The sequence below is a fragment of the Bradyrhizobium sp. genome (genome assembly GCF_004799445.1).
GTDB lineage: Bacteria > Pseudomonadota > Alphaproteobacteria > Rhizobiales > Xanthobacteraceae > Bradyrhizobium.
Map to the genome: position 1 here is coordinate 1 of NZ_SSNA01000140.1, position 15049 is coordinate 15049.

A 15049-nucleotide genomic window follows, 5' to 3' on the forward strand; every position below is an offset into this window, starting at 1 on the left:
CTGATTGAATCAGAACCGACGCTCTAATCTTTTGTTTTGACGCGTTTTCTTCACGCGAACCGGTATCCACCCCGCATCAAGTGCGGGGCAGGCTTTCGCTCGAAAACGCTCTAAAGCGGAATCCTGCGATATTCGCGGTTGGCGAGGCTTGCTTCCTCCAGATCGAGATCGCGTTCGATCCGCCGCCTCGTCTCGTCGGTGATCTTGCCGTCGCGCAGCAGGACGTGGATGAATTTCCGCTCGGTTGCGATCAATTCCCGCGTCAGCCCGGTTCCCGCCGCCGATGCGTCGTGGGCATCGGGATCGAGCGAATCCGGCAGCTGGTTGGCACGGATATCGTGCCGTGCGCGCAACAGCCTGACCACTTCGTCGGATAAGTCGCGATCGTCGGTCATGGCTTCGAGCGACTTGAGCGCGACGCCGAGCGCCTCGCGCCGCGCCGCGATTTCCGATTCGTGTTCCGCCAGATGCTCGGCGCGGCCGGCTTGGGCGACGCCGAGCCACCGGACCACCGGCGGCAACCCAAGTCCCAATCCGACCAGCGTGATGAAGATGACGCCAAACGAAACGAACAGGATCAGATCGCGATCGGGAAATGTCTCGCCGTTGGGAAGCGCGAACGGCAGCGCCAGTGCCGCCGCCAGCGACACCGCGCCGCGGACCCCGGTGAATGAGAGCACGAACACCCACTGCCACGGCGGTGACGGATCGCGGCTGCGGATGCGCTCGAGCAGCCGTGGCAGGTAGGTGGCGGGAAACACCCAGGCGAAACGCGCGACGACGATCATGACGGTGACCAGCGCGGTCGCGATCAGGATGTCGTCGAGCGGAAACGCCTTCGATTTCTCGAACAACAACCGCATCTGGAATCCGGTCAGCAGGAACAGCAGGCCCTCGATCAGATAGATCACAAGGTCCCAGAAGAAGATGCCCTGCAGCCGTGTCGCCGAAGAGATCAGCAGCGGTCCGTTCCAGCTCATATAGAGCCCGCAGGCGACGGTCGCGATCACGCCGGAGCCGCCGAAATGCTCGGGTACCCAGTAGGCTACATAGGGCGTGATCAGCGACAGCGTGATCTCGATCTGCGGATCGCGCGCGCGGTGACGCGCCCGCAACGAGAGCCAGCCCATCGCGGCGCCAAACAGCATTTCGCCGCCGACGATAGTGGCGAACTCGCCCATCGCCTTGGGCAGTGAAAACATCCCCGTCGAGATCGCCGCCACCGCGAAACGATACAGGATCAGCGCAGTGGCGTCGTTCGCCAGTCCCTCGCCCTCCAGCACGACCATGATCCGGCGCGGGATGCCGAGCTTGCGGGCGATCGCCAGCGGCGCCACCACGTCCGGCGGCGCGACAATGGCCCCTAACAGGAAGCCGATATTCCAGGGCAGTCCGATCAGATAGTGGGTGGCGGCGGCGACCGCGAAGGCCGTGAAAATCACACAGCCGACCGACAGCAGGATGATCGGGCGCAGGTTGTATTTGAATTCGCGCCAGCTCATGGCGACGCTGGCCGAATAGATCAGCGGCGGCAATACCAACAGCAGCACCAGCTCCGGCGGCAATTCCAGCGACGGCATTCCCGGCACGAAGGCGAGCGCGATGCCGGCGAGCAGCAGCAGGATCGCCGGCGCGACATTGATCCGCCGCGCCAGCAGCGCCGTGCCCGCCAGCACCGCGAGCAAGATCAGGAATATCTGGAATTTGGCTTCCACGGTCTTTCAAATCCTCACCCTCCAGTTTGCCCGGAAGGCGACCGAGGTCAACGGGGCGGTCGCTATTCCCGCAGATCGTAGCGGTACGACTTCGACACGATCTGCCAGCCGTCTTTGAGTTTCATCGCCACCAGGTAGTCGGTGAAATAGCGCGGCGGCAGTTGGCAGCGCACCTTGATGAAGGCGGTGGAATCGTCGGAGCGGTCGATGGTGACGACAAAATCCTCGCGCGGCTTGCCTTCCGCCTTGGCGGAAGGCCGCTTCCTGACCCAGCCCATCCAGTCTGGCACGGTGAGGACCTTCAACTCGCCCTTTTCCACCCAGCGCAAATCAGCGGAGGGGTGGAAGATCTCGCCGAGCTTTTCGGCATCGCCTTCATAGAGCGCGTCGAAATAGTGCTGGACGACGGCTTCGACGGTGGAACGGTCGTGAGTCACGGTTTTGCTCCTGCTGAGGAAAGCGAAACGAAAACAATTCTACAAGACGCAATCCCCAAATAATACATTCCTGGCTCCTGGCCACTCAGATTCTTGAAACGGTCTCTCAGCGGCCATGCCGACGAGGCGCGGCTGATGGTTTCAAGCTCGCGAAGCGTGAAAAACCCGGGTATATTTGAGGCCGAGGGCAGATGGTGATGGACGAGACAGCACAAGTTTCGGAGTTGATCGGCGACATCTACGACGCCGCGCTCGACCCCTCGCTATGGCCGCTTGTTCTTGGAAAAGCCAAGGGATTTGTCGGCGGCGTGGCCGCTTCGCTGTATTCCAAGGATGCCGTCAACAAGTGCGGCAACATGTTTTACCAGAACGCCGACGGCATCGATCCTCACTACCGGCACCTTTATTTCGACACCTACGTCAAGCTCGATCCGACGACGACGGGTCATTTTTTTGCCGAGCTGGATGCCCCGGTTGCCACCAATGACATCATTCCCTACCAGGAGTTCCTTGAAACCCGCTTCTACCTGGAATGGGCACGGCCGCAGGGTTTGGTGGATCACGTCGCCGCGGTGATCGAGAAGTCGAACACCAGCGCCGCTTTGTTCGGCATCTTTCGCCACGAACGGGATGGTCTCGTCGACGACGAAGCACGCCGGCGCATGGCGCTCATCACACCGCACGTACGCCGTGCGGTGCTCATCGGCAAGGCGATCGATCTCAAGACCGCCGAGGCAGCGACCTTCGCCGACACCCTTGATGGTCTCACCGCCGGCATGTTTCTGGTCGACGCGACCGGCCGTATCATCCACGCCAATACCACCGGCCATGCGATTTTTCGCGAGGGTGATTTCCTTTGCGCTATCGGCGACAGGCTAACGGCGAGCGATCCGCAAATCGATCGGCTGTTCCGCGATATTTTCGCAGCCGCCGGCAACGGTGATGCGGCGATCGGCATCAAGGGCATCGCGGTGCCGCTGATCTCGCGCGGCGGCGAGCACCATGTCGCCCACGTGCTGCCGCTGACGTCGGGCGCGCGGCGCCGCGCCGGCATTGCCACTTCGGCGGTTGCCGCGCTGTTCGTTCAAAAGGCGGCGCTGGACACGCCCTCGCCCCCGGAGGCGATCGCCAAAGCCTACAAGCTGACGCCGACCGAACTGCGCGTTCTGCTCGCCGTCATCGAGGTCGGCGGCGGCCCCGAGGTCGCCGAGGCGCTCGGGGTTTCGACTGAGACTGTCAAAGGTCATCTCGGCCAACTTTATGTGAAGACCGGCGCCCGACGCCAGGCCGATCTCGTCAAGCTTGTCGCCGGGTTTTCGAGCCCTCTGCAAAGCTGATCCTCCCGACGCCTCCGACATCGCCGCCGCGCGACGGCATCCCCCCGATCGGGGGGCGCGAAGCCCTGTCGGGGCGATATTCTGTTTCAACAAGCGGTTGAACTGGCAGGCCGACATGCTTCCAGGCTTACCACTGCTGCGAGGTCCGCCCTTCGCGGTGATCGGGAAGTCGAGCCGCAGCGGCGCCGCCGTAATCAAGGAGATCCCAATGCGTATCACGCCCCTGACGGTCACCGCTCCGCTACTGTTCGTAGTTGCAGCGACGCCGGCTGCGCCAGCTTTCGCCACTGACACACAACAGGCACTTACTATGTGTAATGCGCGAGGCTCGGAGTGCAAGGCAACCCATGACTCAGATGGAGGCTACACGCTTTGGGTCAACGACGGCGCGAACGGAAATCACATCGTCAATTGTCCCCCAGCAGGGGGCGGGGCGTGCGGAGTCATACAAGTTAAAGGAGTCGGCACGGGTAGCGGTGCTACGGTCGGCACGGTGTTGCGGCCGACCCTTGGAGCAGTACCGCTGAAGCCGGGAACCGATTCTCCGCCCAAGCGAGCGGCTCTTCCCGTCCGCGTCAATCAGCAACCGGTCGAAGCCAGCGGCACGGGCGGCAGCAAACCGACTGGCGGCACGATCTTGGTCGAGCACCCGCATCATGGCCGATGAAGCGTTGCGCTCTTGGCCATGGAGGTTGCGATGTGCATCCCAGGGTCTGATTCGCATCGCGAGTATATCGCGACGAGGGGAAGCGTCATGAGCGGACGGTTGATTGGCATTCCGCTGAAGCTCTCTGTTTTGCTTGCGGTTTTCGTCGCGGTCGCGATCCCTCAAGCTACCACGGCATATGCGGACGCTGTTTCTACTGCGACCATATGCGCTCAAGCCGCAGCCCGCTGCACAGGTAACTGTGAGCCTAACTCTCAGGAAACCTATCACGGTTGTTATACCGCCTGCATGCATCGTTATGACTACTGCATGAAGAAGTGGGGCGGGGCTCTTAACGTCGGACCGGGCGGCCCGCCCGGTCATCCAGTTACGCCTATTTTTCCTACAAGAACCAAGCCGCCTCCGCTGAAGGGGACCAACCCGCCGTCCAAACCGCTGCGTCCCGTCAGCACCAAGCCACCGCCGTCCGCGGTCAGCAACAACCCCGGCGGCGGCTCACCGGCCGGCGGTACGATCTTTGTCGACCACCCGCATCACGGCCGATGAGGCGGTCCGCGCGCTGCAGCCTCAGTTACGGCTCGCTTGGGCGAAGCGCAAGTCGAACATGGAAGTGGCTAAGCGCATCCCACATGCCACTGACGCTCTTTGTTTCGATGTTGATTTTGCTCGTTGGAGGAAATGCGTCGTTCGCGGCTGTTGGCAAGTGTGTCGCCATTCATGACGCGTGTCGCGCCAGTTGCAGCCGGGCCGGCGATGAGACTGCTGCTGGGTGTTATCAAGAATGTCGCGAAAATTACCAACGCTGTCTTGGATCAGCCAACCGCTCCGTCAACGAGCTGGCGCCGAGTCACCCGCAGCCTCCGCCAAAATTGCCGCGGCCGGGCCGCGTCAAGCCAATTCCCCCGCTGAAGGGGACCAACCTGCCGTCCAAGCCGCTGCGCCCCGTCAGCACCAGGCCGCCGCCGTCCACGGTCAGCAACAGCCCCGGCGGCAGCTCACCGGCAGGCGGCACGATCTTTGTCGACCACCCGCATCACGGCCGATGAAGTGTTGCGCGCCGATCGATCGAAGCAAGGTCCCGGCGTCGGCGCGCAATCCGTCAAAACGCGATGACCGCACCTACGCGGCACCGAAGACGAAGGAGACGAAGATGACCACGACGATGAAGTCTCTGTCAGCCTCCGCGATGGCGGCGACGCTTATCATCGCCAGTCTGGTCGCCAGCAGCGATGCCTCCGCTGGCGGCGGCCGCCGCGCCTCGGTCGTCGTGGCCGAGCCAACTCCTGTCAGCAGAAATCTGCCGCGGTCGGGGAGCCCGAGGCCCGTGCCTCCGCGCTACTGCTATTACCCCTATTACCAATGCCATCACTACTAGCGGCAGCCAAGGCAATGGCACCCCCACCTCACCCCCAAGGCTGGAGTCCCCAATGCTAGCCAGCCGACGTGCCATGGACCGCATCGGGGTCCGCAAGGCGTCATGATTCAGCATGATTGATACTCGAATCAAGAAGGAAACAGCGATGAAAGCAATGTTGAAAACGGTGTCGTGCCTCGCCATCGTAGCGGCGTTGAGCCTGAGCGGGAGCCACGTCTTTTCGAAAGGTGGCGGCGGCGGCGCAAGTCCCCCGAGTCAGGTGAAAACATCCGGCAGTTCCGCTGCCCCCTCGGGTGGCAGCGGCGGAAGCGCAAGACCTACGCATTTGTGCTCAAAAAACCCTCAACCCGGCTGCAGCAACTATGTGCCCGGTCACACTCAGCCGGCCTGCCGTGGAGGACACATGGGTCCGAACGGCGTCATGGTTCAGTGCGACTGATCCGGCGACCGAAGCCAGGCGCGAGTTGGTAACGGCAGGCGGGAAACGCATTCCCGTTACATACGAAAGGGGGCCCCGCCGGGACGAGGGATCAAATGGCGCTCGCGGCGATGTTGACCATCAACGCGAGCAGCGCGGTGTTGAACACGAAAGAAATGATGCCGTGCGCGGTCGCAGTGCGGCGGATGGTCTTGTCGGTGATGCCGACGTCGGAGACCTGCGCGGTCATGCCGATCACGAACGAGAAATAGACGAAGTCCCAGTAGTCGGCGTGATCGTGCTGGTCGCCGCTGGGAAACTGCAGGCCGCCGGGTTTGGCGCCGCGATAATAATCATGGGCGTAATGCAGCGCGAACGCGGTGTGCACCGCCGCCCACGACAGCGCGATGGTCAAGGTCACGAATATAAGTTGCGGCGGGTTGCGGTGCGCTTCGCCGAGCTCGGACACGATCGCAGCGAGGCTCGCGAAGGCGCCGAGCGCGGTCAAGAGTGGAATCAGAAAGCGGCCATCGTCCTGCAGCACGGCGTTGCGGCGGATATGGGCCAGACCGCAGCGAAACATCATGATGTAGGCAAGCACCAGGTAGGCCGCAACGAAAATATCCCAGCTGATCAGGAGACGAGTGACGAGCCGCAGCGCGCCTGGCAGCAGGAAGAAAGCCGTGATGCCGATCAGGATTGAAATGAAAGTGCGCGGCCGTCCGTAGACCACGCGAACCGGCTTCGACATCTTCCGGAAGCGGGCGAGAACGGGATCGTCGGCTTCCCTGTCCGCCATCGACGCCTTCAGTTCTTGCGTTCGGCGACGAAGCGCGCGGCGGCGCGCAGCACGTCGCCTTTGGCGCCGAAGATCGACAACGCCGAATCGGCCTTCGCCAGCAGGTCGCGCACGCGCTTTTTGGCCCCTTCGATCCCGAGTCGGGTGACGAAAGTAGTCTTGCCCAGCGCCGCGTCCTGCCCGGTCTGCTTGCCGAGCGCCGCCGCGTCGCCCTCGACGTCGAGCAGGTCATCGGCAATCTGGAAGGCTTCGCCGAGCGCCCGGCCGTAATCGTCCAGCGCCTGATATTCCTTTTGCGAGGACTTGCCGAGGATCGCGCCGGCAATGCAGCCATAGCGCAATAGCGCGCCGGTCTTCATCTGCTGCAGCCGCGCGACATCGACCGGCTCGCGGTCGCCGAACCGGCCCTCGCCGGCGAGGTCGAGCATCTGGCCGCCGACCATGCCGCCGATTCCCGAGGCGCGCGCCAGCGCGCGGGTCAATAGCAGGCGTACGGACGGGTCCTTGTGGATCTCATCGCGGGTGACGATGTCGAAGGCGAGCGTCAACAGGCCATCGCCGGCCAGGATCGCCGTGGCGTCATCGGTCTTCTTGTGCAGCGTTGGGCGGCCGCGGCGCAAATCGCTGTTGTCCATCGCCGGCAGATCGTCGTGAACCAGCGAATAACAGTGGATGCATTCGAGCGCGGCTCCCGCCAACAGCGCTGCCTCGCGCGCGACGCCGAACACGGCCGAACTCTCGACCACCAGGAACGGCCTCAAGCGCTTGCCGCCGCCGAGGCTGGAATAGCGCATGGCGTCCATCAGCCGTTTCGGCCGCGCGATCTCGTCGGGCAAAACGGTGTCGGACAGAAGCTTCGCAAGCAGCGCTTCGGTATCCTCCGCGGTCTGGTCCAAACGCTTCGCAAAGTCAGAATGTGCCGTGCCAGTCGTCATCAAGAAAAGCTCCCCATCGAATTGGCCGGACAATCGGTTATGGCGCAGGCTTCGTCAATTCCACTCCGTCGGGTTAGGGCGCCTTGCAACGGCTGAAAAAAGCCGGAACTATCAGAGAGATATCGGTCGAGCCCGCTGACTTGAGCCAGAAATCATCAAATTTGCGCATTGCCCGGAATTTGTCGCTGATTGTGCTGCTCGTGCTGTTGCTGCCGTATCTGCTGGCGCCGCTGTATCGCGCCGGCCATCCGGTCTCGGCACTGATGGCCTGGCGCTATCTGACCGGCGCGCCGATGTCGCGGCAGTGGATCGATCTTGCCGCGATGTCGCCGTCGCTGCCGCGTTCGGTGGTCGCCTCGGAGGATGCGAAATTCTGCAGCCACCATGGTATCGACTGGGGCGCGCTGCGCGAGGTGATCGACGACGCCGGGGACGGCGAGGTCGCCCGCGGCGGCTCGACCATCACCCAGCAGGTGGCGAAGAACCTGTTCCTGTGGCCGGGCCGCAGCGTGGTCCGCAAGGCGCTGGAGTTCCCGCTCGCGCTGTGGATCGACCTGGTGCTGCCGAAGCCGCGGATCCTGGAAATCTATCTCAACATCGCCGAACTCGGTCCAAGCGGCCAGTTCGGTGCGCAGACTGGCGCCATCTATGCGTTCGGCCATCCGGCCTCGGGCCTGGCACCGCGCGAGGCGGCGCTGTTGGCGGCGATCCTGCCCAATCCGGTCCGGCGCAGCGCCCGCAATCCCGGCCCTGGCGTGCGCCGTCTGGCCGGGACCTATATGGCCCGGGCGCAGGCGTCGGAGTTGCAGCGATGCTGGAACGAAAATCGAGGTTTTTGAGCCATTTTGGCGTATTTTGAACCTAGCTTTGCGGCATTCCATCCTTTATAAGCGCGGCCTTACCGGCATCTCAGCTTGCGCCAACAACGCTCCAGCCGTCCGCTTTGGGACGATGCCTAACGACAACACCCCTAGAGGACACCGAAATGGCCGTTCCCCGTAGAAAAACATCGCCCTCGCGGCGTGGCATGCGCCGCTCGGCGGACGCGCTGAAGAAGCCGACCTATGCCGAGGACAAGGATTCCGGCGAACTGCGCCGCCCGCATCACCTCGACCTGAAGACCGGCATGTACAAGGGCCGGCAGGTCCTGAAGGCCAAGAAAGAATCCTGATCGAGCATCGGGCAGGGCGCTGTGTTCCATGGCCTCTGCCTGAATTCGGCCCATGAGTGAGGTAAGACGGTCTCCGCCGGTGAAGCGAGGTGCGCTTTCCCGGCGAATATTCCGGTTTTCCCCAAGAAGGCCTCGCCGATGTCAATGGTCGGTTTTCCGCTTCTTCTGATTCCGCTTGCGATCTACAACATCATCGTCTTCCTGATGCCCGGTGTTTCGCTGGCCGAGCCGATCGTGAAGCTGACGCTGATGTCGGGTGCGGAATGGCCGCTGACGCTTAGCGACATGCTGCTGGCGCTGGGCATTGTTTTGCTGCTGTTCGAGGTCATCAGGGGCGCGCGCCCCGGCGCGAAATACCTCACCGATCATCTGTTGTCGCTGATCATATTCGGCGGCGCCGTCGCCGAATTTCTGCTATGGCCGCGGTTCGGCAGTTCGACCTATTTCCTGCTCGCGTTGTTGGCGCTGGTGGATTTCCTGTCGGGGATTGCGCTGCGCGCCCGGCGCGGGGCGCAGGGGGCGTCCGCCGCTCCGCGAGGAGCCCGGCGGCCCGCCATCGTCACGCCCGAAGCCAAGCCCGAACCTCAATTCGCCGATCCCCCACCCGTGCGGGAGGTGCCGGCAGCCGCTTCGGTCGCTGAATCGGTGCTGCTGGATCACCCTCAACCGAAAACGGTCGATCCCGACATTGCGGCAGCTTCGCCGTCGCCGGAGGTGTCGTCCCCTGAGCTCCAGCCTGGCAGTGGACCGCCGCGGCCGGCCGACGGGCCGCACTAACGCTCGCGTTCAGATGGTTTGCCGGGTCCGGCTGCCGGCCCTGCGGACCTGGCTCTGGCTGGCACTGTAGGCGGTGCGTGCATCCGCGAGCGTCGCCCGCCGGAAGCCGCGCGCCTGCGGAACCGCATCGGCGGTCGCGATCAATTGCGTGATAAAGATTGAATTGGGTGACCACTGCCGGCCGGAGCTCTTCGACCATTGCGCCGACGGGATTACCGGGACCAGCGCGACGCAGGCGGGCTTTGCCTCCAAAACGACGCCGTCCTCTACCGCGGGCTCTGGTCGATCGGTGCTTGGCATCGGAGTCACGATCCCGCTGAATTGTCACGTTTTGGGACATTCGGTCCCTTGCTACATCCATCCTCGCAAAGTCTATGCCGGTTCGGCCCGGTTGGTTCCGGGACACCGCATCGCATGGTTTCCGGAATATTTATGATCTTTTCATAAGGTCCGGCACAAAACTGGCTTTATGCTTGGGTCCGAGAATCATCCGGCTCTGTCCCGAAACGAGGCGATCTTGACACCCGTTGTTCCCGCGCTTTCGACCATCCTTGCTTCGCTCGGCCAGGCGGCCTTCGTATGGGACGTCGCGACTGACGAGATTGTCTGGAGCGATCAGGTGGCCTCGGTCTTCCCGGATATTCCAACGACGGCGCTGGCGAGCGGCGCGGAGTTTTCAAACCTGATCGAGCCGGTGCGCTCGGTTCGGACTGACGCGCTGGGCCATTCGCCGCCCTCGCATGGCGCCGATGGCGTGCCCTACCGCATAGAGTATGGCGTGTGCGCCAGCACCTCGGCCCCCGTGCAGTGGATCGAGGAATCCGGCTGTTGGTTTGCCGGCGCCGATGGCAAGCCGGCGCGCGTCCAGGGCATCGTTCGCGTCAACAACGAACGTCATGCCCGCGACGAGCAGCTCTTGAAATTGTCGCGGCACGACCCTTTGACCGGCGAACTCAACCGCACCCACCTCATCGCATCACTGGCCGAAACCATCGAGGAAGCCGTCCGCTTCCGCACCTCCTGCGCGTTCATGTTGATCGGCATCGATCACCTGGCGCGGATCAACGACGCCTTCGGCTTCGATGTCGCGGACGCCGTGATCTCGGAAGTGGCCGCACGGGTTCGCACCCGCTTGCGCGGCGGCGACGTGCTCGGCCGGTTCTCCGGCAACAAGTTCGGGCTGATCCTGAAGAACTGCACCGTCGACGACATGAACGTCGCCGCCGAGCGGTTTCTGGCCGGCATTCGCGACGAAGTGATACCGACCAAATCCGGCCCGGTCTCGGTTACCGCATCGATCGGCGCGGTCAGCGTGCCGCGCCATGCGCGTAGTGCCGACGAGGCGATCAACCGCGCCCAGGAAACGCTCGACATGTCGAAGCGCCGCCGCGCCGGATCGTTTTCGCTGTGGCGTCCGAATGTCGAGCGCGACGCCCAGCGCCGGGTCAATATTCGCGTCACCGACGAAATCGTCACCGCGCTGAATGAGCGCCGCATCGCGATGGCGTTCGAGCCGGTGGTGGACGCGCGCTCGCGCCAGGCGTCGTTTTACGAATGTCTGGTTCGCATGGAGCAGAATGACGGGCAGGTCCTGCTGGCGCCGGACATTGTCCCCGTCGCCGAGAAGCTCGGCCTGATCCGCCTGGTCGATCACCGCGTGCTCGAGCTCGTGGTGGCCGAACTGGCGGCCTCGCCGGACGTGCGGCTCAGCCTCAACATTTCCCCCGACACCACCATGGATCCGGACTGGTGGGCTTCCATCGAATCGCTGATGCGCGCGCATCCCGGCGTCGCCGAGCGTCTGATCGTTGAAATCACCGAAACCGTGGCGATCCAGGACATCGATGATGTCCGCGGCTTCGTCACGCGGCTGAAGAACTTCGGCAGCCAGATCGCGATCGACGATTTCGGCGCCGGTTACACCTCGTTTCGAAACCTGCGCAAGCTCGGCGTCGATATCGTGAAAATCGACGGCGAATTCGTCCAGAATATCGCACGCTCGGCCGATGACCGCGCCTTCGTGCAAACGCTGATCGATCTGGCGCGCCGACTGCAAATCAAGACTGTCGCCGAATGGGTCCAGGATGAAGAGTCGGCGCTGATGCTGCGCGACTGGGGCTGCGACTACATCCAGGGGCGCCTGATCGGGCTCGCGTCTTCCGAGCGGCCGTGGGGTGCGGCGGTTGCCGGCGTGCTTCCCGTGGCGAGCTGATACAATCGGTCGTCCCTGCGCGAAGTGGACCCGTATGCAGCGCCCTGTCTCGATAGAGCGATAGACCAGGCGCCTGCGGAGGCCAAATAGCGGTGGTGGTTAGTGGTTCCTGCCATCGCAGGGGCGATGGACGAGAAAGCTACTCTTCCTTTTTCGGCTCTTTCGACATCCGATCGAGGCGGTCCTGCATGTCCTTCATCTGACGGCGCAGATCATCGATGTTGTCATCTTCGGGGACCGGCTCAGGGGCCTTTTCGGGTTCGGTGGCAGCCGCTGCTCCCATTCGCGGCGGCACGAAAGGCTTGAACATCGAGAAGGTCTGCTGAAATAATTCCATGTTGCGCCGGACATGCTCTTCGAGGGGAGCAAAGGGTGTCCCGCTGAACGTGTTGGTGAGCTGCTTGCGGAATTTTTCCTGCTCGCGCGTCAGCGTGTCGATGGATTGCTCGAGATATTTCGGTACCACCATCTGCATGCTGTCGCCGTAAAATCGGATCAACTGCCGCAGGAAGGTGGTCGGCAGCAGATTCTGGCCGGCCTTGTTTTCCTGTTCGAAGATGATCTGCGCCAGCACCGAACGGGTGATGTCGTCACCGGTCTTGGCGTCGTAGACGAGGAAATCCTCGCCCTCCTTGACCATCGCCGCGAGGTCCTCGAGCGTCACATAGGTGCTGGTGCCGGTATTATAGAGCCGTCGATTCGCGTATTTCTTGATCGTGGTGGGTTGGTCTGATTTCGCCATGGGCTCACACATGCACACCGAGGACGGGAACCCGACGGCTTCGCCGGCGGGCTGACGAGCAACGCATCGCAGCAAAGGTAAGCATTTTCAATGCCGTTCGGCTACCGTTTTGTGCGGCACGGTTAATTCCAAAGCATAGGGACTGCTCAGGAAACTGCCAAGAGGATGATTTTGAATGCGCCGCGGTGTAATTTCATCCTCCGGCCAATTGACATGCCTCAACGACGTTAACAGGATGCGGCGAGAGACTGGCCAGCCGTCCGGCCGCCCGCCGTCCAAGGGCTCAAGCCCAAAGAACTCAAACTCAGGAGATGTCCATGTCAGACGATGTCGTCATCGTCAGCGCCGCCCGCACCCCGGTCGGAAGTTTCAACGGCGTGTTCGCGACCATGCCGGCCCACGATCTCGGTGCCATCGCCATCAAGGCCGCGCTGGAGCGCGCCGGTATCGAGCCGGGCCGCGTCTCGGAAGTGATTATGGGTCAGATCCTGACCGCGGCCCAGGGCCAGAACCCGGCCCGTCAGGCCTCGATCGCCGCCGGTATCCCGGTGGAGAGCCCGGCCTGGGGCGTCAATCAATTATGCGGCTCGGGCCTGCGCACGGTGGCGCTGGGCTATCAGGCCCTGCTCAACGGCGATTCCGAAATCGTCGTCGCCGGCGGCCAGGAATCCATGAGCATGGCCCCGCACGCGCAGTACCTGCGCGGCGGCGTCAAGATGGGCGGGATCGAGTTCATCGACACCATGATCAAGGACGGATTGTGGGACGCCTTCAACGGCTACCACATGGGCAACACCGCCGAGAACGTCGCAAGGCAATATCAGATCACGCGCGTCCAGCAGGATGAATTCGCGGTGCATTCGCAGAACAAGGCCGAGGCCGCGCAAAAGGCCGGCAGGTTCAAGGACGAGATTGTTCCGGTCACCATCAAGTCCCGCAAGGGCGACATCGTCGTGGATAGCGATGAATATCCGCGTCACGGCGCCACGCTGGAAGCGATGGCCAAGCTCAGGCCGGCCTTCGAGAAGGACGGCACCGTCACCGCCGGCAGCGCCTCCGGCATCAATGATGGCGCGGCCGCCGTGGTGCTGATGACCGCCAAACAGGCCGCCAAGGAAGGCAAGAAAGTACTGGCGCGGATCGTTTCGTGGGGCCAGGCCGGCGTCGATCCCAAGATCATGGGCACCGGGCCGATCCCGGCCTCGCGCGCCGCCCTGAAGAAAGCCGGCTGGAGCGTCGGCGATCTCGACCTGATCGAGGCCAATGAAGCCTTCGCGGCGCAGGCCTGCGCGGTCAACAAGGACCTCGGCTGGGATACGTCCAAGGTCAACGTCAATGGCGGCGCGATCGCGATCGGCCACCCCGTCGGCGCCTCCGGCGCGCGCGTGCTGGTGACGCTGCTGCATGAAATGCAGAAGCGTGATGCCAAGAAGGGGCTTGCCACGCTGTGCATCGGCGGCGGCATGGGCATCGCGATGTGCATTGCACGCGACTAATCCTGCGGCGCAGCGTGATGAAAAGATCATCTCGCCACTGCACGCTTTATACTTAAGATGAAACGCCCGGCTCCCCGCCGGGCGTTTTGTTCTTGATGTTCGTCAAACGGCCCGCTTAATTCGAAGCTACATAAAAAGCGTAGTTCAAAAAAGCCGAGGGAGGAGTTCGACATGGCGCGTGTTGCATTGGTGACGGGAGGGACGCGGGGTATCGGGGCTTCGATCAGCAAGGCGCTGAAGGCCGCCGGCTACAAGGTTGCCGCCAGTTATGCCGGTAACGACGCGGCGGCGGAGAAATTCAAGGCCGACACCGGCATTCCCGTTTACAAATGGGACGTGAGTTCGTTTGACGCCTGCGCTGCCGGCGTCAAGCAGGTCGAGGCCGATCTCGGCCCCGTCGATGTCCTCGTCAATAATGCCGGCATCACCCGCGACGGTGCGTTCCACAAGATGACGCTCGAGCAGTGGAACGCGGTCATCAACACCAATCTCGGTTCGCTGTTCAATATGACGCGCCAGGTGATCGAAGGCATGCGCGCCCGCAAATTCGGCCGCGTCATCAACATCTCATCGATCAACGGCCAGAAGGGCCAGTTCGGACAGGTCAATTATTCGGCGGCGAAAGCCGGCGATATCGGCTTCACCAAGGCGCTCGCGCTGGAGAATGCCAAGGGCGGCATCACCGTGAATGCGATCTGTCCCGGCTATATCAACACCGAGATGGTGCAGGCCGTGCCGAAGGATGTGCTGGAGAAGAGCATCCTGCCGCTGATCCCGATCAACCGCCTGGGCGAACCGGACGAGATCGCCCGCGCCGTGGTGTTTCTGGCCGCTGACGAGGCGGGGGCCATCACCGGCTCGACACTCTCGATCAATGGCGGGCAATATATGGTGTGATTCCGAAGACGTCATTCCGGGATGGTGCATTAGCACCAGACCCGGAATCTCGGGATTCCGGGTTCGCTCGG

The 15049-nt window shown here is 62.9% G+C and carries 15 protein-coding genes; 9 read left to right on the forward strand and 6 right to left on the reverse strand.

Translation table 11 applies throughout. The features are described from left to right. Positions 1–110 precede the first annotated feature (110 nt). Entirely contained in the window at positions 111–1715 is a 1605-nt protein-coding gene (locus E8A46_RS19170; protein ID WP_291564391.1) for a Na+/H+ antiporter, read from the reverse strand. A 62-nt stretch (positions 1716–1777) separates the two neighbouring features. Continuing rightward, positions 1778–2152: a nuclear transport factor 2 family protein gene (locus tag E8A46_RS19175; RefSeq protein ID WP_291564394.1), complete on the reverse strand. Its 375-nt coding sequence runs from the start codon at positions 2150–2152 to the stop codon at positions 1778–1780. 197 nt (positions 2153–2349) lie between these two features. Between E8A46_RS19175 and E8A46_RS19180 the strand changes: the two genes are divergently transcribed. The 3 genes from E8A46_RS19180 to E8A46_RS19190 all read left to right on the forward strand — a co-directional run bounded on the left by E8A46_RS19180 (position 2350) and on the right by E8A46_RS19190 (position 5531). After that, positions 2350–3489, forward strand: a complete 1140-nt coding sequence (locus tag E8A46_RS19180; RefSeq protein WP_291564397.1) for a helix-turn-helix transcriptional regulator — start codon at positions 2350–2352, stop codon at positions 3487–3489. A 754-nt stretch (positions 3490–4243) separates the two neighbouring features. Next, positions 4244–4702 carry a hypothetical protein gene (locus E8A46_RS19185; protein ID WP_291564401.1) on the forward strand — a complete coding sequence of 153 codons (459 nt, stop codon included), beginning with the start codon at positions 4244–4246 and terminating at the stop codon, positions 4700–4702. Positions 4703–5306: 604 nt separating this feature from the next. After that, positions 5307–5531 (forward strand): hypothetical protein, encoded by a 225-nt coding sequence (locus tag E8A46_RS19190; RefSeq protein WP_291564404.1) that lies wholly within the window; start codon positions 5307–5309, stop codon positions 5529–5531. Positions 5532–6061: 530 nt separating this feature from the next. Here E8A46_RS19190 and E8A46_RS19195 read toward each other — a convergent pair. Then, positions 6062–6748: a DUF1345 domain-containing protein gene (locus E8A46_RS19195; protein WP_291564407.1), complete on the reverse strand. Its 687-nt coding sequence runs from the start codon at positions 6746–6748 to the stop codon at positions 6062–6064. A gap of 8 nt (positions 6749–6756) precedes the next feature. Next, entirely contained in the window at positions 6757–7683 is a 927-nt protein-coding gene (locus tag E8A46_RS19200; RefSeq protein WP_291564410.1) for a polyprenyl synthetase family protein, read from the reverse strand. Positions 7684–7844: 161 nt separating this feature from the next. Here E8A46_RS19200 and E8A46_RS19205 point away from each other — a divergent pair, with 161 nt between their 5' ends. The 3 genes from E8A46_RS19205 (at position 7845) to E8A46_RS19215 (ending at position 9631) form a co-directional block, all read left to right on the forward strand. Further along, entirely contained in the window at positions 7845–8522 is a 678-nt protein-coding gene (locus tag E8A46_RS19205; protein ID WP_291564516.1) for a transglycosylase domain-containing protein, read from the forward strand. 146 nt (positions 8523–8668) lie between these two features. Then, positions 8669–8854, forward strand: coding sequence for a 50S ribosomal protein L32 (rpmF, locus tag E8A46_RS19210; protein WP_027540899.1), 186 nt, complete (start codon positions 8669–8671; stop codon positions 8852–8854). A 144-nt stretch (positions 8855–8998) separates the two neighbouring features. Then, positions 8999–9631 (forward strand): hypothetical protein, encoded by a 633-nt coding sequence (locus E8A46_RS19215; protein WP_291564520.1) that lies wholly within the window; start codon positions 8999–9001, stop codon positions 9629–9631. 9 nt (positions 9632–9640) lie between these two features. Here the strand turns inward: E8A46_RS19215 and E8A46_RS19220 are convergent, their stop codons facing one another. Continuing rightward, positions 9641–9931: a hypothetical protein gene (locus E8A46_RS19220; protein ID WP_291564436.1), complete on the reverse strand. Its 291-nt coding sequence runs from the start codon at positions 9929–9931 to the stop codon at positions 9641–9643. A 169-nt stretch (positions 9932–10100) separates the two neighbouring features. On the opposite strand from E8A46_RS19220, the gene E8A46_RS19225 reads away from it, so the two are divergent. Then, positions 10101–11843 carry a bifunctional diguanylate cyclase/phosphodiesterase gene (locus E8A46_RS19225; protein ID WP_291564439.1) on the forward strand — a complete coding sequence of 581 codons (1743 nt, stop codon included), beginning with the start codon at positions 10101–10103 and terminating at the stop codon, positions 11841–11843. Between the two features lie 139 nt (positions 11844–11982). Here the strand turns inward: E8A46_RS19225 and phaR are convergent, their stop codons facing one another. Then, a complete protein-coding gene (gene phaR / locus E8A46_RS19230) occupies positions 11983–12585 on the reverse strand; it encodes a polyhydroxyalkanoate synthesis repressor PhaR (protein WP_291564442.1) in 603 nt (200 codons plus the stop codon). Positions 12586–12902: 317 nt separating this feature from the next. Between phaR and E8A46_RS19235 the strand changes: the two genes are divergently transcribed. Beyond that, a complete protein-coding gene (locus tag E8A46_RS19235) occupies positions 12903–14081 on the forward strand; it encodes an acetyl-CoA C-acetyltransferase (RefSeq protein WP_291564445.1) in 1179 nt (392 codons plus the stop codon). A 171-nt stretch (positions 14082–14252) separates the two neighbouring features. After that, complete coding sequence (gene phbB / locus E8A46_RS19240; protein ID WP_291564448.1) at positions 14253–14978, forward strand: acetoacetyl-CoA reductase; 726 nt, start codon at positions 14253–14255, stop codon at positions 14976–14978. Positions 14979–15049 lie beyond the last annotated feature (71 nt).

Coding starts and splice junctions, on each gene's coding strand:
- phaR (WP_291564442.1), bottom strand. CDS start 12,585: ATGGCGAAATCAGACCAACCCACCACGATCAAGAAATACGCGAATCGA.
- E8A46_RS19180 (WP_291564397.1), top strand. CDS start 2,350: ATGGACGAGACAGCACAAGTTTCGGAGTTGATCGGCGACATCTACGAC.
- E8A46_RS19235 (WP_291564445.1), top strand. CDS start 12,903: ATGTCAGACGATGTCGTCATCGTCAGCGCCGCCCGCACCCCGGTCGGA.
- E8A46_RS19220 (WP_291564436.1), bottom strand. CDS start 9,931: ATGCCAAGCACCGATCGACCAGAGCCCGCGGTAGAGGACGGCGTCGTT.
- E8A46_RS19200 (WP_291564410.1), bottom strand. CDS start 7,683: ATGACGACTGGCACGGCACATTCTGACTTTGCGAAGCGTTTGGACCAG.
- E8A46_RS19225 (WP_291564439.1), top strand. CDS start 10,101: ATGCTTGGGTCCGAGAATCATCCGGCTCTGTCCCGAAACGAGGCGATC.
- E8A46_RS19215 (WP_291564520.1), top strand. CDS start 8,999: ATGGTCGGTTTTCCGCTTCTTCTGATTCCGCTTGCGATCTACAACATC.
- E8A46_RS19190 (WP_291564404.1), top strand. CDS start 5,307: ATGACCACGACGATGAAGTCTCTGTCAGCCTCCGCGATGGCGGCGACG.
- phbB (WP_291564448.1), top strand. CDS start 14,253: ATGGCGCGTGTTGCATTGGTGACGGGAGGGACGCGGGGTATCGGGGCT.
- E8A46_RS19195 (WP_291564407.1), bottom strand. CDS start 6,748: ATGGCGGACAGGGAAGCCGACGATCCCGTTCTCGCCCGCTTCCGGAAG.
- rpmF (WP_027540899.1), top strand. CDS start 8,669: ATGGCCGTTCCCCGTAGAAAAACATCGCCCTCGCGGCGTGGCATGCGC.
- E8A46_RS19185 (WP_291564401.1), top strand. CDS start 4,244: ATGAGCGGACGGTTGATTGGCATTCCGCTGAAGCTCTCTGTTTTGCTT.